At 69.1% G+C, this 23,673-nt stretch carries 16 protein-coding genes; 14 read left to right on the top strand and 2 right to left on the bottom strand.

From position 1 onward, the window contains the following. Window positions 1–167: 167 nt before the first annotated feature. From ACIBF8_RS03840 to mmsB, 10 genes are all read left to right on the top strand, one after another. Window positions 168–1,709 carry a sugar ABC transporter ATP-binding protein gene (locus ACIBF8_RS03840; protein WP_396780824.1) on the top strand — a complete coding sequence of 514 codons (1,542 nt, stop codon included), beginning with the start codon at window positions 168–170 and terminating at the stop codon, window positions 1,707–1,709. Further along, window positions 1,706–2,776 (top strand): ABC transporter permease, encoded by a 1,071-nt coding sequence (locus tag ACIBF8_RS03845; protein ID WP_396780825.1) that lies wholly within the window; start codon window positions 1,706–1,708, stop codon window positions 2,774–2,776. Before ACIBF8_RS03840 ends, ACIBF8_RS03845 begins: the two co-directional genes overlap by 4 nt. Further along, window positions 2,773–3,762 carry a galactofuranose ABC transporter, permease protein YjfF gene (gene yjfF / locus ACIBF8_RS03850; protein WP_396780826.1) on the top strand — a complete coding sequence of 330 codons (990 nt, stop codon included), beginning with the start codon at window positions 2,773–2,775 and terminating at the stop codon, window positions 3,760–3,762. The genes ACIBF8_RS03845 and yjfF overlap by 4 nt, the downstream gene beginning before the upstream one ends. Window positions 3,763–3,788: 26 nt before the next feature. Further along, complete coding sequence (gene araA, locus ACIBF8_RS03855; protein WP_396780827.1) at window positions 3,789–5,291, top strand: L-arabinose isomerase; 1,503 nt, start codon at window positions 3,789–3,791, stop codon at window positions 5,289–5,291. A gap of 344 nt (window positions 5,292–5,635) precedes the next feature. Next, window positions 5,636–7,732, top strand: a complete 2,097-nt coding sequence (locus tag ACIBF8_RS03860) for an RICIN domain-containing protein (RefSeq protein WP_396780829.1) — start codon at window positions 5,636–5,638, stop codon at window positions 7,730–7,732. 401 nt (window positions 7,733–8,133) lie between these two features. Then, window positions 8,134–9,120, top strand: coding sequence for a LacI family DNA-binding transcriptional regulator (locus ACIBF8_RS03865; RefSeq protein WP_396780830.1), 987 nt, complete (start codon window positions 8,134–8,136; stop codon window positions 9,118–9,120). 309 nt (window positions 9,121–9,429) lie between these two features. Continuing rightward, window positions 9,430–11,085, top strand: a complete 1,656-nt coding sequence (locus tag ACIBF8_RS03870; RefSeq protein WP_396780832.1) for a glycoside hydrolase family 27 protein — start codon at window positions 9,430–9,432, stop codon at window positions 11,083–11,085. 287 nt (window positions 11,086–11,372) lie between these two features. Further along, a complete protein-coding gene (gene chvE / locus ACIBF8_RS03875) occupies window positions 11,373–12,515 on the top strand; it encodes a multiple monosaccharide ABC transporter substrate-binding protein (RefSeq protein ID WP_396780833.1) in 1,143 nt (380 codons plus the stop codon). 81 nt (window positions 12,516–12,596) lie between these two features. After that, window positions 12,597–14,135, top strand: a complete 1,539-nt coding sequence (mmsA, locus tag ACIBF8_RS03880) for a multiple monosaccharide ABC transporter ATP-binding protein (protein ID WP_396780834.1) — start codon at window positions 12,597–12,599, stop codon at window positions 14,133–14,135. Then, window positions 14,132–15,382, top strand: coding sequence for a multiple monosaccharide ABC transporter permease (gene mmsB, locus ACIBF8_RS03885; protein ID WP_396780836.1), 1,251 nt, complete (start codon window positions 14,132–14,134; stop codon window positions 15,380–15,382). The genes mmsA and mmsB overlap by 4 nt, the downstream gene beginning before the upstream one ends. Before the next feature lie 182 nt (window positions 15,383–15,564). Here the strand turns inward: mmsB and ACIBF8_RS03890 are convergent, their stop codons facing one another. After that, window positions 15,565–16,944 carry a DNRLRE domain-containing protein gene (locus ACIBF8_RS03890; RefSeq protein WP_396780838.1) on the bottom strand — a complete coding sequence of 460 codons (1,380 nt, stop codon included), beginning with the start codon at window positions 16,942–16,944 and terminating at the stop codon, window positions 15,565–15,567. Between the two features lie 220 nt (window positions 16,945–17,164). Here ACIBF8_RS03890 and ACIBF8_RS03895 point away from each other — a divergent pair, with 220 nt between their 5' ends. From ACIBF8_RS03895 to ACIBF8_RS03910, 4 genes are all read left to right on the top strand, one after another. After that, window positions 17,165–18,478: an MFS transporter gene (locus ACIBF8_RS03895; RefSeq protein WP_396780840.1), complete on the top strand. Its 1,314-nt coding sequence runs from the start codon at window positions 17,165–17,167 to the stop codon at window positions 18,476–18,478. Continuing rightward, window positions 18,475–19,458, top strand: coding sequence for a hypothetical protein (locus tag ACIBF8_RS03900; protein ID WP_396780841.1), 984 nt, complete (start codon window positions 18,475–18,477; stop codon window positions 19,456–19,458). The genes ACIBF8_RS03895 and ACIBF8_RS03900 overlap by 4 nt, the downstream gene beginning before the upstream one ends. A gap of 122 nt (window positions 19,459–19,580) precedes the next feature. Further along, window positions 19,581–21,107: an alkaline phosphatase D family protein gene (locus ACIBF8_RS03905; RefSeq protein ID WP_396780842.1), complete on the top strand. Its 1,527-nt coding sequence runs from the start codon at window positions 19,581–19,583 to the stop codon at window positions 21,105–21,107. A gap of 14 nt (window positions 21,108–21,121) precedes the next feature. Continuing rightward, window positions 21,122–22,438 carry a hypothetical protein gene (locus ACIBF8_RS03910; RefSeq protein ID WP_396780843.1) on the top strand — a complete coding sequence of 439 codons (1,317 nt, stop codon included), beginning with the start codon at window positions 21,122–21,124 and terminating at the stop codon, window positions 22,436–22,438. Here ACIBF8_RS03910 and ACIBF8_RS03915 read toward each other — a convergent pair. After that, window positions 22,425–23,633, bottom strand: a complete 1,209-nt coding sequence (locus ACIBF8_RS03915) for a low temperature requirement protein A (RefSeq protein ID WP_396780844.1) — start codon at window positions 23,631–23,633, stop codon at window positions 22,425–22,427. The genes ACIBF8_RS03910 and ACIBF8_RS03915 overlap by 14 nt on opposite strands. Between the last annotated feature and the right edge of the window lie 40 nt (window positions 23,634–23,673).

Here is a 23,673-nt window from a genome sequence, read left to right on the forward strand (position 1 = left end):
ACGCGTGGCGGCCCCGCCGCGTCGCTTCCCTACCCGAAACGGACCGGGCTTGGCCCGCGACGACCCCCGCATCCCGCCCGCCCGAGCGATCCCCAGGGACGACCGGGCGGGCGTCGCGGGAGCGTAGCGGCCCTTCCGTGTCGACAACCCAGAAGAGGTCTGATGGGATGACGGATAGCCGTCCGGTCCTGACGATGACCGGGATCAGCAAGTCCTTCCCCGGGGTGCGTGCACTCCACGACGTCAACTTCCGGCTCTTTCCCGGCGAGGTGCACGCCCTGATGGGCGAGAACGGCGCCGGCAAGTCGACCCTCATCAAGGTGCTCACCGGCGTCTACGACACCGACGATGGCGCGATCACCCTCGGCGACGAGCCCGTGTCGTTCACCGGGCCGATGCAGGCGACCGCGGCCGGCGTGAGCACCGTGTTCCAGGAGGTCAATCTCTGCACCAATCTCTCGGTGGCGGAGAACATCTTCATCGGCCGCGAGCCTCGCCTGTTCGGGGCGGTCCGCTGGGGTGAGGTTCGCCGCCGGGCCCGAGCCCTGCTGGCCCGCCTCGACCTCGACCTCGACGTCAGCGCGCCGCTCGGCTCGTACTCCCTGGCGATCCAGCAGATGGTCGCCATCGCCCGGGCGATCGACATCCAGGCCCGGGTGCTGATCCTGGACGAGCCGACGTCCAGCCTCGACGCCGGCGAGGTGGCGCAACTGTTCCGCATCATGCGGCAGCTGCGCGACGAGGGCATCGCCATCCTGTTCGTGACCCACTTCCTCGACCAGGTCTACGAGATCGCCGACCGGATCACCGTGCTGCGCAACGGCGGGCTCGTCGGCGAGTACCTCACCGCCGAGCTGCCCCAGCTCTCCCTGGTGGAGAAGATGATCGGCAAGGAGCTCGACGTCCTGGAGGGCATCGAGGAACACTCCCGACGGGACCTGGCCGAGCTGGAGGAGGGCACCCCCCTGGTGGCGGTGTCGAACCTCGGTCGGTCGGGCGCGGTCGAGCCGTTCAGCCTCACCATCCACGCCGGCGAGGTGGTCGGCCTGGCCGGCCTGCTGGGCTCGGGGCGTACCGAGGTCGCCCGGTTGTTGTTCGGGGCCGACCGGGCCGACGGTGGTCAGGTCGCGGTCGACGGCACGGCGAGCAGCCTGCGCACTCCCGCCCAGGCCATCGACCAGGGCGTCGGCTTCTGCTCGGAGAACCGCCGCGCGGAGGGCATCGTCGCCGACCTGTCGGTCCGCGAGAACATGATCCTCGCCATGCAGGCGGCCCGCGGCTGGCTGCGGCCCGTTCCGCGTCGTCGCCAGGATGAGCTGGTCGACAAGTACGTCAAGGCCCTCAACATCCGTCCGGCGGATCCGGAGGTGCCGGTACGCAACCTCTCCGGCGGCAACCAGCAGAAGGTGCTCCTCGCCCGGTGGCTGATCACCGAGCCGCGCCTGCTGATCCTGGACGAGCCGACCCGGGGCATCGACATCGGCGCGAAGACCGAGATCCAGAAGCTGGTGACGCAGCTGTCCGACGGTGGGATGGCGGTGCTGTTCATCTCCGCCGAGCTGGAGGAGGTGCTGCGCCTCAGCCACAAGGTCGCCGTGATGCGGGACCGGCAGATGGTCGCGCAGCTCGCCAACGACGAGGACCTCGACGCTGACCGCATCATGCAGACCATCGCCAGCGGATCCCACCGGGAGGAGGCAGACCGATGAACGACACCACGAGCCGCTATCGGACGATGATCGGTCACCGGCTGTTCTGGCCCGCCGCCGTGCTGTTCGTCATGCTCGCCGCGAACACGATCTACCGGCCCGGGTTCCTGTCCATCGAGCTCAAGGACGGGCACCTGTACGGCACGCCGATCGACATCCTGCGGCTGAGCGCACCGCTGATCCTCGTCGCACTGGGCATGACCCTGGTCATCTCGACCGGCGGCATCGACCTGTCGGTCGGCTCGCTCTGCGCGATCAGCGGTGCGATCGCCTGCATGTACATCAGCAAGCAACCCGATCAGAACAGCCTCGGTGCGGTGGTGACCGCCCTCGCCATGGCGATGGGGATCTCGCTGGTGCTGGGCGCCTGGAACGGGGTGCTGGTGGCCGTGATCGGCATCCAGCCGATCATCGCCACCCTGATCCTGATGGTCGCCGGCCGGGGTCTCGCCCAGCTGATCACCGAGGGTCAGATCATTACCATCAACTCCGAGCCGTACCGGGCGATCGGTCTGGGTCACGCGTTGACGCTGCCGTTGGCCATCTTCATCGCTCTCGCCGCCGCCCTGCTCGTCGCCGCGTTCACCCGGCGCACGGCGCTCGGCATGATAATCGAGTCGGTCGGTGGCAACGCCGTGGCCAGCCGGCTCGCCGGCATCCGGTCCACCCGGGTCATCTTCCTCGCGTACGTGATCAGCGCCGCCTGCGCCGCGGTCGCCGGTTTCATGATGACGGCCAACGTCTCCAGCGCCGACGGCAACGCCGCCGGTCTCTGGGTCGAACTGGACGCGATCCTCGCGGTCGTCATCGGCGGTACGTCCCTCGCGGGCGGCCGGTTCTTCCTCAGCGGCACGATCATCGGCGCGCTGATCATCCAGACCCTGACCACCACGGTGTACGCCATGGACATCTCACCGCAGACCTCGCTGCTGTTCAAAGCGGTCGTCGTCATCGCCGTCTGCCTCATCCAGGCACCGGCCTTCCGGGCCCGGTTCAGCCGACGTAGGCGCAACGCCCCGCCGCCCGCCACCATCGCCGACAAGCCGAAGGAGCAGGTGCCGGCATGACCACTGGAACGCTTACCGCCGGTCGTACCCGGTTCCGGTTGCCGAGGAAGCAGATACCGGTGCTGGCGACGCTCGCCCTGCTGCTGGTGATGTACGGCATCGGTGTCTCGCAGTACACGGCGTTCTCCAACGTGCAGGTCATCTTCAACGTCTTCATCGACAACGGCTTCCTGCTCGTGGTCGCGGTGGGCATGACCTTCGTGATCCTCACCGGTGGCATCGACCTGTCGGTCGGGTCGGTGGTCGCCATGACGGCGATGGTGTCGGCCGCGCTGCTGCGGGACGGCATGCCGGCGGCACTGGTGCTCGTCATCGCCCTGCTCATCGGCCCGACGCTCGGCCTGCTGATGGGTTGCGTCATCCACTTCTTCGAGATCCAGCCGTTCATCGTCACGCTCGCCGGGATGTTCTTCGCCCGGGGCATGTGCACGTTTATCTCCGGCGCGTCGATCCCGATCACCGATGGGTTCTGGACCTCGATGTCGCAGGAGCGGATCGGCGATCCCCGGGGCAACTTCGTGTCGATCAGCGTGCTGATCGCCTTCGTGGTGGTCGCCATCGCCGCGTACACGCTGGGCTACACCCGGCTGGGACGCAACGTGTACGCCATCGGCGGTAACCCGCAGTCGGCGCTGCTGATGGGTCTGCCGGTGGGGCGGACCCGGATCGCCGTCTACACCATCAGTGGCCTGTGCTCGGCCATCGGCGGGATCCTGCTGTCCTTCTACACTCTCTCCGGCGCGCCGCTGATCGCCGTGGGGATGGAGTTGGACGTCATCGCCGCCGTCGTCATCGGTGGCACGGTGCTCACCGGCGGTGCGGGCTACGTCTTCGGCACGGTGCTCGGCGTGCTGGTGCTCGGCGTGATCCAGACCCTCATCACCTTCGATGGGAGCCTCAACTCCTGGTGGACCAAGATCGTGATTGGCGGTCTGCTCTTCGCGTTCATCCTCCTGCAGCGTCTCATCGGAATCCGTTACAAGTGACCGCCCCTCTCGCGGAAGGCAACTCCATGGCACCACACACCGAACCCGAGATCTGGTTCCTCACCGGCAGCCAAGGCATGTACGGCGAGGAGACGCTCCGCCAGGTGGCCGAGCAGTCCCGTCAGATCGCGGCCGCGCTCGACGACTCGCCGCAGATTCCCGCCCGCGTGGTCTGGAAGCCCGTTCTGACCAACAGCGGCGAGATCCTGCAGGTCTGCCGGGACGCCGCCGCTCAGGGTGCCGTCGGGGTCATCGCCTGGATGCACACGTTCTCACCGGCCAAAATGTGGATCTCCGGTCTGGACGCGTTGCAGACGCCGCTGCTGCACCTGCACACCCAGGCCAACGTGCTGCTGCCGTGGAACGACATCGACATGGACTTCATGAACCTGAACCAGGCCGCCCACGGCGACCGTGAGTTCGGGTACATCCAGACGCGTCTCGGGGTGGCCCGCAAGACGGTGGCCGGGCACGTCAGCGACCCGCGGGTGACGGCTCGGGTCGGGGCGTGGGCACGTGCCGCGCTGGGCTGGTCGGCGATGCGGTCGCTGCGGCTGGCCCGCTTCGGTGACAACATGCGCGACGTCGCGGTGACCGAGGGCGACAAGGTCGAGGCGGAGCTGCGGTTCGGGGTCTCGGTCAACACCTACGGCGTGAACGACCTGGTCGAGGTGGTCGGTGAGGTCACCGACGCGCAGGTGGACGACCTGGTCAAGGAGTACGAGGACACCTACCGCATCGTCGGCGAGCTGCTGCCCGGCGGTGAGCAGCACGACTCGCTGCGCTACGCCGCGCGCCTGGAGCTGGGCATGCGCGCCTTCCTGGACGCGGGCGGGTTCCGGGCCTTCACCACGAACTTCGAGGACCTCGGTGGGCTGCGTCAGCTGCCGGGCATCGCCGTGCAGCGGCTGATGGCCGACGGCTACGGCTTCGGTGGCGAGGGCGACTGGAAGACCTCGGTCCTGGTCCGCACCCTCAAGGCCATGTCGGTGGGGGTGAGCGGCGGCACGTCGTTCATGGAGGACTACACCTACGACCTCACCCCGGGCAACGAGCTGGTGCTCGGCGCCCACATGCTGGAGGTCTGCCCGACCATCGCGTCCGACGTGCCCAACGTGGAGATCCACCCGCTGAGCATCGGTGGCCGGGAGGACCCGGTCCGGCTGGTGTTCGACGCCGCGCCCGGCCCGGCGGTGGTGCTCGGCCTGGCCGACATGGGGGAGCGCTTCCGGCTGGTGGCCAACGAGATCGATGTGGTGTCTCCGCCGCAACCGCTGCGCCGGCTGCCGGTCGCCCGTGCCGTCTGGCGTCCGCGACCCGACCTGCCGGTTTCGGCCGAGGCGTGGATCACCGCGGGCGCGCCGCACCACACGGTGCTGTCGCAGGCGGTGGGAGTGGAGGAGCTGCACGACCTGGCGGAGATGAGCCGCACCGAACTCGTCGTCATCGACGCCGAGACGCAGCCGCGCCGCTTCGCCGACGAGCTCCGCTGGAACCAGGCCTACTACCGGTTGGCCCGCGGCTTCTGATTCGAGCGGCCCAGCCGCGTCCAGGACGGGTGGCCCGTCCCTGCCTGACATCCCTCGGGCAGGGGCGGGCCACCCGTCTGCGTTCCCACCTAGCACGACCGCGAGCCGATTGGGTTACGTCTTGACTAAGGCCGTGTTATCGCTCACAGTCTATAACCAAGACGGTCGATGTCTGTGGCTGGCCCGGCCGCGATCATTTCTCTCCCCGTGCGTGGCAGTTCAGTGTCGCGAACCACGATGAGTGATGTTAACGATCACATTCGGCGATCAGGCCAGCTCGGCACACCGCCCGGTGCCGCGGATGCCGACCCAGACCGTTCGGTTCGCATCGTCAGAGGAGGATCATGGTTGCCATCGGTCGGGTTCCCTGGACAACACCAGCGCGGGGGCGTGGTCGGCTGTGGCGGCTCGTCGCCGCCGCGGTCGCGGTGGTGGTCGGCGGCGCGCTGGCGGCTGTCGCGCCGACCGCCGCGTCGGCGGCGACGGTCGACACCAACGCGTACTACGTGCTGGTGAACCGCAACAGCGGTAAGGCGCTGGACGTCTACAACCAGGCGACGAACGACGGTGCGCGTATCACCCAGTGGGCGCGTAACGACGGTGCTTGGCAACAGTGGCAGTTCGTGGACTCCGGTGGTGGCTACTACCGGCTGAAGTCACGGCACTCGGGCAAGGTGCTCGACGTCTACAACTTCTCGACCGCCAACGGCGCGTCGATCGTGCAGTGGGCGGACGGCAACGGCACCAACCAGCAGTTCCGGTTGGCGGACTCGGCCGGTGGCTACGTGCGGCTGATCAACCGCAACAGCAACAAGGTGATGGAGGTGCAGGGCGCCTCGACCGCCGACGGCGGCAACATCGTGCAGTACGACGACTGGGGCGGCAACAACCAGCAGTGGCAGCTCGTCCAGATCGGGGGCAGCAACCCGCCGCCGTCGGGCAGTACGTACTCGAACCCGGTGGTCTGGCAGGACTTCGCCGACGTGGACATCATCCGGGTGGACAACGCCTACTACATGTCGGCGTCCACCATGCACTACTCGCCGGGTGCGCCGGTCCTGCGCTCCTACGACCTGGTCAACTGGGAGTTCGCCGGTCACTCCGTGCCCCGGCTCGACTTCGGGTCGAAGTACGACATGAGCGGCGGTCACGCGTACGTCGACGGGATCTGGGCCTCGACGTTGAACTACCGGCCGAGCAACCGGACGTACTACTGGGCCGGGTGCATCGACTTCGCGCAGACCCACATCTACACCGCGTCCGCCGTCGACGGCGCCTGGAGCAAGCACACCACCATCCCCAACTGCTACTACGACGCCGGGATGCTGATCGACGACAACGACACCATGTACGTGGCGTACGGCAACGGCACCATCAGCGTGGCGCAGCTGTCCGCGGACGGGAAGTCCCAGGTTCGCGCCCAGCAGGTGTACCAGACACCGTCGAGCATCGGGACCCTGGAAGGGGCCCGCTTCTACAAGCGCAACGGCGCCTACTACATCTGGCTCACCCGCCCGGCCAACGGCCAGTACGTGCTGAAGTCGACCAACGGCCCGTTCGGCCCGTACGAGCAGCGTCAGGTGCTGCTCAACCTGCCCGGTCCGATCTCCGGCGGCGGTGTGCCGCACCAGGGTGGGCTGGTGCAGACCCAGAACGGCGACTGGTACTACATGTCCTTCGTCGACGCGTACCCCGGTGGTCGGATGCCGGCCATGGCTCCGATCACCTGGACCGGCGACGGCTGGCCGGTGCTGCAGACGGTCAACGGCACCTGGGGCAGCTCCTACCCGAAGCCGAACCTGCCCGCGCCGCCCCGGGCGGTCAAGCCGCTCACCGGCACCGACACGTTCGCCGGCACCACCCTCGGCCCGCAGTGGGAGTGGAACCACAACCCCGACAACAGCAAGTGGTCGGTCAACAACGGGCTGAACCTACAGGCCGCCACCGTCACGGGCGACCTGTACAAGGCGCGCAACACGTTGACCCACCGGATCCAGGGCCCCACCTCGACCGCCACCATCGAATTGGACTACTCCACCATGCGCGACGGTGATCGCACCGGCCTGGCGGTGCTGCGCAACTCGTCGGCCTGGATCGGAGTCCGACGGGACAACGGGTCCACCCGGCTGGTCATGCAGAACGGCCTGACGATGGACGGTAACTGGAACACCACGAGCACCGGCAGCGAGGTGGCGAGCACCGCCGTCTCCGGGGGCCGGATCTGGTTGCGGGCCAACGCCGACATCAGACCCGGATCCGGCCGACAGGCCCGCTTCTCGTACAGCACCGACGGGGTCAACTTCACCTCGTTCGGCAACGCCCTGACGCTGGCGAACAACTGGCAGTTCTTCATGGGCTACCGCTTCGCCATCTTCAACCACGCGACCCAGGCGCTCGGTGGCGCGGTCACCGTGCGTCGGTTCGATCTGACGACGCCGTGACACCAGTCACACGACGATCGGCCTGACCGGTGGCGCGGGCCGGACGGCCCGTCCGGCCCGCCTGGTCCGCGCCATCGGGTCAGGTCCCCGCCGGCCCTGCTCCACGCTCTGTCCGGGGGCGTGGGGCGGGCCGGCGGGCCGTCGCGGGACGGTGCCCCGCACCGGATGGCGGTGTCCTCCGGGGTGCGGCTCCGGCACGTCGCACAGTCCCCACACCGGCGTGCCGTGTTCCAAGCCGTTGCTGGCGTAGACTGTCGGCGATCCAGCGCTGGTCACCTGGGATTCAGCACCGGCGTGGTGACTGAGCGAGGGGGATCGGGCCGGGCCGCTCCAGTCGATGTCGACGGGCTGCGGGCCGGAGATGTAGCGGGGGGAGTGAAATGGCCGTCCACGGTCCCGCGATGACGGACGTTGCTCGTCTCGCCGGTGTCTCCCATCAGACGGTGTCGCGGGTGCTCAACGGGCACCCCAACGTCCGTGAGCAGACCCGGCTGCGGGTGCGCGCGGCGATCGCCGAACTCGGCTATCGCCCCAATGGCGCGGCACGCGCGCTGGTCACCGGCCGATCGCAGGTCATCGGTGTGGTCGCGCAGAACACGACGCTCTACGGGCCGGCGTCGTTGCTGGCGGCGTTGGAGCAGACCGCCGCCGAAGAGGGTTTTGCGGTCAGTGTCGGCAGCGTTCGAAACCTGGACCACCGTTCCATCTCGGCGGCCGTCGAGCGGCATCTGTCGCACCGGGTTGCCGGCATCGTGGTCATCGCCCCGGTCGAGTCGGCCGGTGAGGCGCTGGAACGCCTGCCCAAGGACGTCCCACTGGTCACGGTCGACGGTGACCCGAACCGGCCGGTGCCGTTGGTGACGGTCGACCAGGTGGCGGGCGCTCGGGCGGCGACGCAACATCTGCTCGACGTCGGGCATCGCACCGTCTGGCACGTCTCCGGGCCGTCCGACTGGTTCGACAGCGTCGGTCGGATCGACGGCTGGCGACAGGCGCTGCTGGCCGCCGGGCTGGTTCCGCCGCCGCCGATGCCGGGGGACTGGTCCGCGGCTTCGGGTTACCGGTGCGGGCAGATGCTGGCGCGGATGCCCGAGGTCACCGCCGTCTTCACCGCCAACGACCATCTCGCGTTGGGCGTGCTGCGGGCGTTGCACGAGTTCGGTCGGCGCGTGCCGGACGACATCAGTGTGGTCGGCTTCGACGACGTGCCGGAGGCGGCCTACTTCATTCCGCCGCTGACCACCGTCCGACCGGACTTCGACGCGGTGGCGCGGGCCAGCCTGCAGATGTTGCTGTCCCAGATCGAGTCGGGCACCGGTGGGGCGCTGCGGCAGACCATCGCCCCGGCCCTGGTCGCCCGCGAGAGCGTCGCCCCACCGCCGCGCTGACGGCAAGACGACCAGGGGCCGCCTCGGTGCGGCACCGGGACGGTTCCACCGCCGTCGCGGTGAACGCTGTGCGCACGCGGCAGCCGGCGGCAATTCTCGGCGTCCCGGTCGATAAGACGCGACTCGATGGGCCGTGCGACACGGCTATCGATGTCGAACGATGCATTGGCGGGAAGGTATTGAACCTCATGAAATGTCGCCGTAACATGATGGGCGTCTCTGTTAACGCTAACAAAAATTGGCGTCCAACTATCGGCCCATCGACCAAAGATCGTAGTCACGGGCGGGCGCCACCGACAAGGAGGCTCGATGAACCGCAGCACCCGAGGTCGTCGCTGGGGGAGCGTGCTGGCGGCCGGCTTACTGCTCGCCGGCGCCCTGGTCGGCCTTCGCGCCCCGGCGGCGCAGGCACTGGACAACGGGGTGGCACGTACGCCCCCCATGGGTTGGAATTCGTGGAACTCGTTCGGCTGCAACATCAACGAGGCGCTGATCCGGCAGACAGCCGATGCGCTCGTCAGCAGCGGGATGCGCGACCTGGGTTACCAGTACGTCGTGGTCGACGACTGCTGGTTCAACCCCAACCGGGACAGCTCCGGCAACATCCAGGGTGACCCGACCCGGTTCCCCAGCGGAATGAAGGCCCTCGGTGACTACATACACGCCCGGGGGCTGAAGTTCGGTCTCTACCAGGTGCCGGTCGACAAGACCTGCGCCCAGTACTTCGGCTCCTACCCGGGCGCGACCGGCAGTCGGGGTCACGAGGTGCAGGACGCACGCCAGTTCGCCGCCTGGGGTGTCGACTTCCTCAAGTACGACTGGTGTTCGCCGGAGGGCAGCATCAACGACCAGGTGGCCACCTTCGCCAAGATGCGTGACGCGCTGGCCGCCACCGGCCGACCGATCGTCTACAGCATCAACCCCAACAGCATCCACGCCAAGACCGGCCCGCAGCGCAACTGGGGCGACGTGGCGAACATGTGGCGCACCACCGAGGACATCACCAACGCGTGGGACACCGGTCAGACCAACGGCTACCCGATGGGCATCCAGAACATCATCAACGTGACCGTTCCGCTGGCGTCGTACGCGAGGCCGGGTGGCTTCAACGACCCGGACATGATGGAGGTCGGCCGCGGCGGCATGAACGACACGGAGATGCGCAGCCACTTCGCGATGTGGGCGGTCATGGCGTCTCCGCTGATCGCCGGCAACGACGTACGGAACATGAACGCCGCGACGCAGACCATCCTCAAGAACGCCAACCTGATCGCCATCAACCAGGACTCGCTCGGGTTGCAGGGGGCGCAGGTGTCGTTCGACGGCACGCGTCGGGTGCTGGCCAAGCGGCTCGCCAACGGTGACGTCGCCGTCGCTCTGTTCAACCAGGGCGGCTCGACGACGACGATCTCGACCACGGCCGCGGCCATCGGCAAGTCCGGCTCGTCGTTCACGCTGGTGGACGCGTGGACCGGTGGCACCAGCTCCAGCAGCGGGACCATCAGCGCCAGCGTTCCGGCCCACGGCACGGTGGTGTACCGGGTCAGCGGTGGCGGCACCACTCCTCCGACGACGCCGCCGCCGAGCACCTCGAGTGCGTACGCCAGCGCCGCCTCCGGCCGCTGCCTGGACGTGCCGAACAGCAGCACGACCAACGGCACCCAGCCGGTCATCTGGGACTGCAACGGCGCCGCCAACCAGCGCTGGACCAGGAACGGTCAGACCCTGCAGTCGCTCGGCAAGTGCCTGGACGCTCCGCTCAACGCCACGGCGGGCGCCAAGGTGCAGATCTGGGACTGCAACGGCGGGGCCAACCAGCAGTGGACCATCAACGCCAACGGCACGATCAGCGGCGTCCAGTCCGGGCTCTGTCTGGACGTCAACAACAACGGCACGGCCAACGGCACCACGGTGATCCTCTGGACCTGCACGGCTGCGGCGAACCAGCGGTGGTCGCAGCGGTAGCCGATCGAGCCCGCTGACCGCCCCGGGTCGCGGGAACCGGTCCGATCCGGTACTACTGGTGCCCGCGGACGACACCTGTCGTCCGCGGGCACCGCTCTGTGCGGCGCCCGTGTCCGGCCTTTCGGCGGATCGTCCGCATGGCTACGCTCGCCTGGATGCTCCGTTACGAGACCGTGACACCGGTATTTCGGATCAGGTGTTGACGCAATCTATGTGAGCGCTAACACTACCCGAAAGATGACAGTTGGCCCCGGCAGTCGACGGGGGAGTCCGGAGAGGAGAAGCCCGTGGGCAGGAAATTCCTGGTTGCTCTCGGCGGCGCGGCACTGGCGCTGAGTATGGCGGCGTGCAGTGGCGGGGGTGCGGGCAGCGGTGACAAGACCGGCGACGAGAAGCCCAGCGATTTGACCATCGGTGTGTCGATGCCGACCCAGACCTCGGAGCGGTGGATCGCCGACGGCAACGCGGTGAAGTCCAAGCTGGAGGCCAAGGGTTACAAGGTCGACCTCCAGTACGCTGGCGATGACATCCCCACGCAGTCGCAGCAGGTCGACCAGATGATCACTCAGGGCGCGGACGTCCTGGTCATCGCGGCGATCGACGGTACGGCGCTGAACAGCCAACTGCAGGCGGCCGCGGCCGCGAAGATCCCGGTCATCTCCTACGACCGGCTGATCCGCGGTAGCAAGGACGTCGACTTCTACGTCAGCTTCGACAACTACAAGGTTGGCGTCGCCCAGGGCACCGCGCTGCTCGTCGGCCTCGGCCTGCTGAACAAGGACGGCTCGAAGGGCACGGCCAAGGGGCCGTTCAACGTCGAGCTCTTCGCCGGGTCGCTGGATGACAACAACACCCAGTACTTCTTCGGCGGCGCGATGGACACCCTGAAGCCGTTCATCGACAACGGCACGCTGAAGGTCAAGTCCAAGCAGACCACCCCCGAGCAGGTCGCCATCCTGCGCTGGCAGCAGGAGACCGCGCAGAAGCGGATGGAGAACCTGCTCACCTCGGCGTACAACGACGGCTCCAAGGTCGACGGGGTGCTGTCGCCGTACGACGGCATCTCCCGCGGCATCATCACCGCCCTGCAGAACGCCGGCTACGGCAGCGGCGCGAAGAAGCTCCCGGTGGTGACCGGCCAGGACGCGGAGATCGCCTCGATCAAGCTGATCAACGACGGCGTGCAGAACTCCACTGTCTTCAAGGACACCCGACTGCTCGCCGAGCAGGCCGTCAACGCCTCCGAGGCGTTCCTGCAGAAGAAGCAGCCGCAGGCCAACGACACCCAGACGTACAACAACGGTGTCAAGGTCGTCCCGGCTTACCTGCTGCCGATCGCGACCGTCTACAAGGACGACATCAAGGCGACGCTGATCGACTCCGGCTACTGGACGGCGGAAGAGGTCGCCGCCGGTCAGGCCAAGAAGTAAGCCACTCGTCGGGCCCGGCGGACACCCGCCGGGCCCGACGCCTGGGCGTGCCACGTCCAGACCTGACGGAGGACAGTGACCATGGACGACACCATCCTCGAGATGCGTCGCATCACCAAGACCTTCCCCGGCGTGACCGCGCTGGAGGACGTCACCCTCGCAGTGCGCCGCGGGGAGATCCACGCCATCTGTGGTGAGAACGGCGCCGGCAAGTCAACCCTGATGAAGGTGCTGTCCGGCGTCTACCCGTCCGGCTCCTACGACGGCGAGATCCTCTTCGACGGCAAGCCGATGCAGTTCCGTGGCATCCGCGACAGCGAGGCCAACGGCATCGTCATCATCCACCAGGAGCTCGCCCTGGTGCCGTACCTGTCGATCGCGGAGAACATCTTCCTCGGCAACGAGCGGCGCGGCCGCAGCGGCCTCATCGACTGGAACCTGGCCAACGCCGAAGCCGGCAAGCTGCTGGCATCCGTCGGCCTGCACGAGAACCCGGTCACCCCGGTCATCCAGCTCGGCGTCGGCAAGCAGCAGCTGGTGGAGATCGCCAAGGCGCTGTCGAAGAAGGTGCGCCTGCTCATTCTGGACGAGCCGACCGCCGCGCTCAACGACATCGACTCGGCGCACCTACTCGACCTGTTGCGGGCCCTCAAGGAGCAGGGCATCACCTGCATCATGATCTCGCACAAGCTCAACGAGATCACCGCCATCGCCGACTCGACCACCGTCATCCGCGACGGGCGCGCGGTGGAGACCCTCGACATGAAGTCCGGCGACGTGAGCCAGCAGCGGATCATCCGGGGCATGGTCGGGCGCGACCTGGACAGCTTCTACCCCGACCGCGAGTCGTCCCCCGGTGACGAGGTCCTCCGCATCGAGGACTGGACGGTGCGGCACCCGGTCCAGGACCGGATGGTCGTCGAGGGCGTTGGCCTGTCCGTCCGCGCCGGCGAGGTCGTCGGCATCGCCGGTCTGATGGGCGCCGGGCGGACCGAGCTGGCCATGAGCGTGTTCGGGCGGTCCTACGGGCGCGACATCCGGGGCCGACTCTTCGTCCACGGGCGGGAGGTGCAGGCGCGCACGGTCGCCGAGGCGATCGACAACGGCATCGCCTACGTCACCGAGGACCGCAAGCACTACGGCCTCAACCTCATCGACGACGTACGGCGCAACGTGTCCGCCGCCGCGTTGGACAAGCTGTCCCGCCTGGGCTGGGTGAACGGCAACGAGGAGATCAAGGTTGCCGAGACCAGCCGCAAGGAGATGAACATCCGCACGCCCAGCGTCATGGCGGTGGTCGGCAAGCTCTCCGGCGGCAACCAGCAGAAGGTCGTGCTGTCGAAGTGGCTGTTCACCGACCCGGACGTGCTGATCCTCGACGAGCCCACCCGCGGCATCGACGTCGGCGCCAAGTACGAGATTTACACGATCATCAACCGGCTGGTGGCCGCCGGTAAGGCGGTGATCGTCATCTCCTCCGAGCTGCCGGAGCTGCTCGGAATGTGCGACCGCATCTACACCCTCGCCGCCGGCCGGATCACCGGCGAGATGCCGGTGGCCGAGGCGACTCAGGAGAGCCTCATGGAGCTGATGACCAAGGACAAGGAGCTCGTCGGATGACCAGCATCAAGACCCCTTCGACGGAGCGCCCGACGCCCCCGGACAGCCCGCCCGCCGCGGCCCTGCACAGCGGGACGAACGACCTGCGGGCGCTGGTGTTGAACAATCTGCGCCAGAGCGGGATCTACGTCGCCCTGGTCGTCATCGTCGCGCTCTTCGCGGTCCTCACCGACGGGGTGTTGCTGAGCCCGGGCAACATCACCAACATCGTCCTCCAGTACTCCTACATCCTGGTCCTCGCGATCGGCATGGTCATCCTGATCATCGGCGGCCACATCGACCTGTCGGTCGGCTCGGTGGTCGCGCTGACCGGAGCGGTATCTGCCGTCCTGGTGATCCAGCAGGGGCATCCCTGGTGGATCGGCATCCTGGCGGCGCTGGTCGTCGGTCTCGCGGTCGGCGCCTGGCACGGGTTCTGGGTGGCGTACGCCGGCATTCCGGCCTTCATCGTGACCCTGGCCGGCATGCTGCTGTTCCGGGGTCTCACCCTGCGGGTGCTCGACAACATCTCGCTGTCGCCGTTCCCGTCCGAGTACCAGCAGGTCGCGGCGGGCTTCCTCAACGGCCTGCTCGGTGGGCAGGGCTATGACGCCTTCACGCTGCTGATCGGTGCCATCGCCGTGGCCGGGTACGCGGTCAGCGGTTTCCGCACCCGGGTGGCGCGCATCCGCTACCAGCAGCCCGTCGAGTCGTTCCCGCTGTTCGTCGCCCGGGTCGTGCTGGTCGGCGCGGTGCTCATGTACTTCGCCTGGCAGCTGGCGCACGCCCGTGGGCTGCCGATCGTGTTGATCATCCTGGCCTTCCTCGTGCTGGTCTACGGCCTGCTCACCCGGCGTACCGTCTTCGGTCGCCAGGTCTACGCGATCGGCGGCAACCTGTCGGCGGCGGCGTTGTCCGGGGTGAAGGTCCGCACGGTCAACTTCTGGATGTTCGTCAACATGGGCTTCCTGGCGGCGGTGGCCGGCGTCATCTACTCGTCGCGGTCCAACGGCGCCCAGCCGGCCGCCGGCAACATGTTCGAGTTGGACGCGATCGCCGCGGCCTTCATCGGCGGCGCGGCCGTCACCGGCGGCGTGGGCACCGTGGTGGGCGCGATGGTCGGCGGTCTGATCATGGCGGTGATGAGCAACGGCATGCAGCTGATGGGCATCGACCAGTCGACCCAGTCGGTGGTGAAGGGCCTCGTCCTGCTCGTCGCGGTCGCCTTCGACGTCTACAACAAGCGCCGGGCCGGCACGGCCCGCTGACGCCTGGACAGCACGTAGATGGCCCCTGACCGCTCCGCGGTCAGGGGCCATCTACGTGAGACCAACTCCGCGATCTTGCACTTTGTGTCGACGATCCGCAGCTTATGCGGCATAAGTCGGGGCAGAAAGTGCAAGATCGGTGGGGTGGGGTGGGGTGGGGTGGGGTGGGGTGGGGGCGGGAGTTAGTGGCAGGTGCCGGTGCCGGTGTCGGTGTAGGACTGGCCGGCGACCGGCAGGAACTGCCAGTCGTAGCTGTTGGAGTGCAGCGTGAACTTCAGCAGACCCCACGCCGAACTGTTCCGCGCCTCGCTGTTGGGCTGGATGGTGCCGAAGCTGTAGTGACCGGCACCGCCCATCCCGGCGACGAAGCTGCGCAGGCCCCGGCTGGAGTCGGCGCCACCGGCCGGGTTCATCGGCGCGAACCGCTCGTACACGTGGTTGTGCCCCCACACCACGACATCGGCGTTGTAGTCGTAGAGCGCCTGGTACAGCGGACGGGTCGACGTCGACGGCGCGTGGTTGGAGCTGGACGTGAACAGCGGGTGGTGCCAGTACGCGAGCGTGCACGGCTTGCTGCTGGCGGCCAGGTCGGCACGCAGCCACTGCTCCTGCGTCGAGCCGGCCGACATGCTGATGTTCGAGTTCAGCGACACGATGTGCCAGTTGCCGAGGTCGAACGAGTAGTAGCCGCGACCGCTCGGGCCGGCGGACGTACCGAAGTAGTTGTAGTAGCCGGTCGCGCCCGACGTGTTGTAGTCGTGGTTGCCCGGCGACGGGCGGGTACGGGACTTGTGCCGACCCCAGGTGGGCTCGTAGTAGCTGTTGAACTGCGACGCGGTGCCACTGTCGTAGACGTTGTCGCCGGTGGTGAAGACCGTCCCCGGGGTGTTGTCGAGCAACGCCGCGGTGGCGCTGTCGCCGGAGCCCGAGTCGGCGATGTCGCCGGCCCCGACGAGGACCGGGTCCCCGGACGGGGGTGGCGTGGTGGTCCCGGTGGTGACCACCAGTTGCGGGGCGTCGGCGCCACTCTCGCGGGTGTCGTAGTAGGCGCCGTCACCGCTGGTCGAGGTCGCGCCGAAGCTGTACGTGCCGTTGCCGGTGACCGCGGCCGTGACGTCCAGCTCGTACCAGGCGTTGCCGCTGACCGCGCCGATCGAGCCCAGCGTGGCACCGTCGATGGCCGGCTGGTTGTTCCAGGTGGTGCCGGTCTCCGACCACGTCGTGTTGGACATCCGCCGGAACGTGCCGCCAGCGTCGCTGCCGTCGTTGCCGCTGATCGTGCGCAGCCGCAGCTTGGCGCTGGTCACCGTGCCGCTGACACCGCTCACGGTGAAGCGCAGGAACGAGCGCCGCACGGGCGAGTTGTCGACCACGACCTGAGTGGACGTGCCGTAGTTGGTGGAGGCCGCGTCGCTCTGGACGTAGGTGTCGGCGACCGGCGTGAACGTCACGCTCGCCGCCGACGCCGCGCCAGCGCCGGTCACGACGACGGCGGCGGTCGCGGCGACGATCACCGTGACCACCCCCAACGTCACCGACGGACGGGGGAATCGAATGTCCATCCAGGACTCCTTACCTCGTTGGAAGAGCGCAAGGAATGTAGGAAGGTCGATGAGCCGGGGGGCGACGGGCGGATGAACAGTGCGTCCCGGCAGGCGAACACATCGGTGTTGGGGACCCGTTCACCCGTACCTCGCCCGGATGCCATGGGCGATCCGTTGTGCCCGCTGCACTGAGTACGGACGATGGCTGCCCGCCCGCCGTCGATCCGAGGAGATGCTCGTGTACCTGTCGACCGTCTCCCGACCGGTCGCCGACCCACCCGAGTCGGGGCCCCGACGCCGGCGGTTCGCGTTGGTCAGCGGCAACGTCGTCGCGCTCGGCACAGTCAGTCTGATCACCGACGTGTCGGCGGAGATGGTGACCGCGGTCCTGCCGCTCTATCTGGTGCTGGGCCTGCACCTCAGCCCGCTGGCCTTCGGCGTGCTCGACGGCGTCCACACCGGCGCCACCGCGCTGCTGCGGGTCGTCGGTGGTTTCGCCGCCGACCGGTTCCGACGGCGCAAGCTGATCGCCGGCGTCGGGTACGCGCTCTCGGCGGTCGCGAAGCTCGGCCTGCTGCTGGCCGGCCGGTCGATACCGGCGATCGGCGCGGTCATCGCCGTCGACCGGCTCGGCAAGGGTGTGCGGAGCGCGCCGCGCGACGCGCTGATCACCCTCTCCACCCCGCCCGATGCACTGGGCCGGGCGTTCGGGGTGCACCGGGCGATGGACAGCGCCGGCGCGTTCCTCGGGCCGCTCGCCGCGTTCGCGGTCCTGCTGGTCGTCGGGCAGTCGTACGACGCGGTCTTCGTCACCAGCTTCTGCATCGCCGCCCTCGCCGTCGTGGTGCTCGTGCTCTTCGTCCGGGAACGGCCCAACGGCGAGGCAGCGGTCGGCGAGGCAGCGGTCGGCGAGGCGGCGAACGGCCCGAACGACCCGAAGGTCTCCGTCGTCGAGGCGTTCGGTCTGCTCCGCAGCGGACCCGCCCGTCGGCTGGTGCTGGCCGCCGCACTGCTCGGCCTGGCCACCATCGGCGACGGCTTCGTCTACCTGCTGCTGCAACACCGGACGGACCTCGGGCTGCGCTGGTTCCCGCTGCTCGCGGTGGGGACCAGCCTTGCCTACCTGGTGCTCGCCGCCCCGCTCGGCGTACTCGCCGACCGGATCGGCCGGCTGCCCGTCGTGATCGGCGGCTACACCGCGCTCGGGGCGACGTACCTGCTGCTGGCCGGCCCGGTCGACGGATGGCCGCTGATCGCCGTGACGCTGACGCTGTACGGCGCCTTCTACGCGGCCACCGACGGCGTGCTCATCGCGCTCGCCGGCCCGGTGCTGCCGGCGCGACTGCGGACCACCGGAATCGCGTTGGTGCAGACCGGGCAGGCCCTGGCGTACCTCGTCTCCTCGGTGCTGTTCGGTCTGGCCTGGCAGGCGTGGGGGCCGGAGAACGCGATCCGCGCGGCGGCCGTCGCCGTCGCCGCCGTCCTGGCCGGCACGCTGCTGCTGCTGCTGGCCGCCCCGGCCCGACTCACCACCCGGAAGGTGCCCCGATGACCGCGATGTCGATCCGAGCGAAGCTCGCCGTGGTGGTCGCCTCGGCCGTGCTGTTGGGCGCCGTGGCGGCCGGCTACGCCGCCACGGCCGCGCAAGCGCCCCGGACGCCGCCACCCGCCGGCGGCGGGCAGGCGGTCACCCTGACGCCCGGGCCGCGCCTGCTGGCGATCACCGACCGGCACGTCTCCACCGTCGCCATGACCGATCCCGCCGGACCACGCACCGTCGCCGGTCTGGAATGCCTCCGGGTGTACGCCGCGGCCGGCACCGGGGTCTGCCTGAAGCCGGAGACCGCGTGGTCGTATCAGGTTGTCGTGCTCGACGCCGCGCTGCGGCAGACCCGGGCGGTCAGCGTGCCGGGTCTGCCGAACCGGGCCCGGGTCTCCGCCTCCGGCCGGATGGTTTCCTGGACGACGTTCGTCGGTGGCGACTCGTACACCTCCAGTGGCTTCTCCACCCGCACCGGGATCCTGGACACCCGCACCGGTGCCACGGTGGCCTCGCTCGAAGGTTTCGCGATCACCCGGGACGGTCGTGCCTACCGCAACCCGGACGTCAACTACTGGGGCGTCACCTTCACCGCCGACGACAACCGCTTCTACGCGACCATGGCGACCGGAGGTAGGAGATACCTCGTCCGGGGGGACCTCGCCGCCCGTACGGTCGAGACGCTGAAGGAGAACGTCGAGTGCCCGTCGCTGTCGCCGGACGGCACCCGGCTCGCGTTCAAGGAGGCGGTCGACGCCGACCCGACGAAGGGCTGGCGGCTGTCGGTCCTCGACCTGGGCACCATGCGGGTCACCGCGACCGCCGAGACCCGTAGCGTGGATGACCAGGCCGCGTGGCTGGACACCGGGACGCTGGCCTACACGCTGCGCGGGGACGACGGCCAGCCGGACGTCTGGACCGTTGCGGCGGACGGGTCGGGCACGTCGACCCTGGTGATCCCCGGCGCCGAGTCGCCGTCCCCGCTCACCTGACGGTCCGACCCCGACCCCGGGCGGCCAGGACACCTGAACGCCTTGGCGCGGACAGCATCCGGTCACGTCGGATTCCGCCCCGAACCCATCGCCGTTCATCGACGTTCTCGAGGCTGTTGACCATGACAAGGCTGAGCCGTCGCTTCTTCGTCCTCGGTGGACTCGTGACCGCCGGCGTCGCGGTGACACCCCGCCAGGGTGCCCGCGCCGCGGTGCCGTACCCCTTCAAACTCGGTGTGGCGTCCGGTGATCCGGCGCCCGACAGCGTGGTCCTCTGGACCCGCCTGGCACCATCCCCGCTCAACGCCGACGGGCAGGGCGGCATGGCCAACGCGGACGTGACCGTGGAGTGGCAGGTGTCCACCACCGACCGGTTCACCTCGCTGGTCGCCTCCGGCTCGGTGGTCGCCCGCTACGCCGACGCGCACTCGGTGCACGCCATCGCGGGCGGGCTCGCGGCCGACTCGGACTACTACTACCGGTTCCGGGCCCAGGGCCAGATCTCGCCGGTCGGTCGGACGCGGACCGCGCCGGCCCCCAGTTCCTTCGGCCGCGACCTGGTGATGGCCTTTGCCTCCTGCGCTCACTACGAGGCCGGCTACTACACCGCGTACCGGCGGATGGCCGAGGACAACCCCGGGCTGATCCTGCACCTCGGCGACTACATCTACGAGGGCGGCGTCGGCACGTCCACGGTGCGCCAGCACGTCGGCGCCGAGATCGTGTCGCTGGCCGACTACCGCCGCCGTTACGCGCTCTACAAGTCCGACCCGGACCTGCAGGCGGCCCACGCGGCGGCGCCCTGGCTGGTGGTGCCGGACGACCACGAGGTGGAGAACAACTACGCCAACATGGTCCGCAACGACAGCAGTCCGACGCTGACCGCCGCACAGTGGACCGCCCGACGGACCGCCGCGTACCGGGCCTACTACGAGAACATGCCGCTGCGACCGGCGTCCGCCGCCAACGGCAACAGCATCCCGCTGTACCGGCGCGTCCGGTGGGGACAGCTCGCCACCTTCCACATGCTCGACACCCGGCAGTTTCGTGACGACCAGGCGTGCGGCGACGGCTGGAAGGTCTGTGCCGACGCGGACCTGGCCTCCCGGTCGCTGACCGGCGCGACCCAGGAGGCGTGGCTGCTCGACGGGTTGGCCCAGCGCTACGGCACCTGGGACATCCTCGGCCAGCAGGTCTTCTTCGCCCAGCAGTTGGACGCGAACGGGGCGGCGAGCATGGACGCCTGGGACGGCTACCGGGCCTCCCGCAGCCGGATCCAGACCGGCTGGCAGCAGCGCGGGGTGCGCAACCCGTTGGTGCTCACCGGCGACGTGCACCGGTCGTGGGCCAACGACCTCAAGGCCGACTACGCCAACCCCTCCTCGGCCACCATCGGCACCGAACTGGTCTGCACCTCGATCAGCTCGACCGGCAACGGCAGCGGCAGCACCACCGTCCCGAACGCGGCGGCCAACCCGCACCTGAAGTTCTACTCGGACCGGCGCGGCTACGTCCGCACCACGATCAGCCGCAGCCAGGTCCGCGCGGACTTCCGCGCGGTGAACTCGGTGACCGAGCACGGCGCGGCGGCCTCCACCGTGCGCTCGTTCGTCATCCTCGACGGCCAGCCCGGCCTGCAGGCCGGCTAAGGGAGAGAGCCACCATGACCGCGATCAGCGCACTGCTCACCGCCTCCCTGCTGGTGCCGAACGTGGTGCCAGCTCCGACCGCGATGACCGCCGAGGCGGTCACCTGGACCACCGCGAACAGCGTCGCCACCGGCGACCAGGACCTGCCCGCCATCGCCATGAACCGCAACGGTCACGTCGCCGTGGTGTGGGAGGACGACCGGGACAGCACCGCCCCGGAGGACGACACCCACAGCGAGATCTACCTGCGGCTGTTCCGCGACGGCACCTCCGCGTACGAGCTGAAGCTCTCCACCGGGGGCACCAGCGGAGCCGCCTGGCGGCACATCAGCCCCGACGTGGGGCTCGACGACCGGGGCAACGCCGTGGTGGTCTGGGCCGCCGACGGCGACGGCAACGGCGTCTACAACATCCAGTACCGGGTGGTGTCGCCGGCCGGCGCGGTGCTCGGCTCGGGCCAGGCCAACGCCAGCGACGCCGGGCAGCAGATCTGGCCGAAGGTCGCGGTCGACCCGGACGGCGCGCCCAGCAACGCCGCCGCCGTCGGCTTCACAGTGGTCTGGGAGGACGTGCAGGGGACCGCTCCCGCCACCGTCAAGGCCGCCGCCTTCACCGCGGCCACCACCAAGGCGTACGAGGTGACGGCCTCGCAGACCACGGGCACGCATCACCGCCCCGACGTGGCGGTGTCCGCTTCCGGCGAGGCGCTGGTGGTCTGGGACGAGGACGCCGACGCGAACGGCTCGTACAACATCGGGTTGACCCGGCTGGCCCGCTCCAACGGTGCGGTGGTGCTGTCGCGGCGGACGGCCAACGCGCAGAGCGGTGGGCAGCAGCGGCGCGCCTCGGTCGCGGCGAACTTCGCCGGTGACTTCACCGTCGGGTGGGAATCCGACCACACCGGCACCCGGGGTGTCTGGGCCCGATCGTTCACCGCGACCGGCACGGCCCGGCACGACGAGGTCCAGATCTCCAGCGGCACCGGTGCCATCGCCCCGGGCGTCGGCATCGACGACCAGGACAACACGGTGGTGGGTTGGACGGTCTCGGGCACCAACCCGGACGTCTGGGCCCGTGGCCTCAACCCGGACGGCACGTTCACCGGACGGCTGGCGGCCCAGGCGTTGAGCCAGACCACGACGGGTCGTCAGGAGCACTTCGCCCTGGCCGCGTCGCCGTGGGGCGAGGTGAGCGTGTGCTACACCGACGACAACGACGGCAACACCTTCGACCAGGTGCTCCTCGGTCTGGGCACGACGAACTCCACCTGGCTGATGTCCGCCGACGAGCTGCGCCGGTTGAAGGCGAGGGCGGGCGTCACGGCCCACTGAGCCGTCGGGCCCGGTCGGCCCGGCTCAGTCGCTCGTACAGCACCAGGGCGGCGAGGAAGGTCACCAGCAGGCCGAGGGCGGCCAGCGGGGGCAGGATCCGGGCCACCGGCATCAACGCGAGGACGAGGCCGATCGCGGCGAGCTGACCGGGCGCGTCGCGGACGGTCAACCGGAGGAACAGCAGACGGCCGACGAGATGGAGCGCAGCCCCGCCGTAGAGCACGGTCGTTGCCGGCCACCCCATCGGCTCCCCGCTGGGGTGGCCCGGCTGATCGGCCAGGCTCGCGAGGATCAGGTGGAGGCCCAGCGCGAAGTAGACCACCCCGGCGACCAGCGGCAGGTGTGCCAGGGTGTACGCGTCCGACGCCAACTGCTGGCGACGCCGGGAGCCCGGCGAGGCCTCGGTCAGCACCTTCGCGGCGGCCGGCGCGACGCCCACGAAGTAGAGCCACCACAGGCACACGGTCGCCGCGAAGCCGAAGACCGCGGCCAGCAGCACCGGCCAGGCGATCATGGCCAGGCCCGCACCGGCCCCGGCCGACAACAGGGATTCACCGAGCACGATGATCAGCACCAGACCGTGGCGTTCGGCGAAGTGGGCCCCGCTGCGAACCTCCCCGAAGCTCGTCGCGGTGACGAGCCGGCCGCCGCCGTAGTCGACGAGGAACGCCACGGTCCACAGCACGGTCTGCGCGGTCCCGCCGAGGATGGCTCCCACCAGCAGCGGGACCCAGGCGGTCGTGGTGGACACGGCGAAGCGCAGGGTCTGCCGGCGGTACTGCGGGTTGCCGGACGAGGCGTAGGTCATCAGGCCGAGGTGCAGCCCTCGGACCACGATGTAGGCGACGGCCAGGGTGAGTGGCGGGCTCAGCGCGCCGTCGTGGTGCTGCCAGGCCTCCGGGATCACCAGCGCGGCCACGAAGATCGCGGCCATCGCCGCGAGCATTCCGGCCAGTACGGGGCCGCTGTCGGCGCGGACCTGATTGCCCAGCCACGCGTAGCAGCTCCACGCGTACCAGAACCAGAGCAGGAGCAGCAGGCCCTGGTAGAGGGTGAGCGGCCCCAGCGTCTCCGCCATGAAGCCGATGAGCCGCGTGAGCGCGAAGACCAGCACCAGGTCGAAGAAGATCTCGAAGGTGGTGGCATGGTGCGCCTCCTCGACCAGCACCGGCCGGGACCGGTGGACGCGACTCATCCGCTCATCCTGGTCTGTTTCGCACCGCTTCTGCGGGCCA

Origin of the sequence: Micromonospora sp. NPDC050276, from assembly GCF_044459545.1 — a bacterium.
Lineage (GTDB): Bacteria > Actinomycetota > Actinomycetes > Mycobacteriales > Micromonosporaceae > Micromonospora.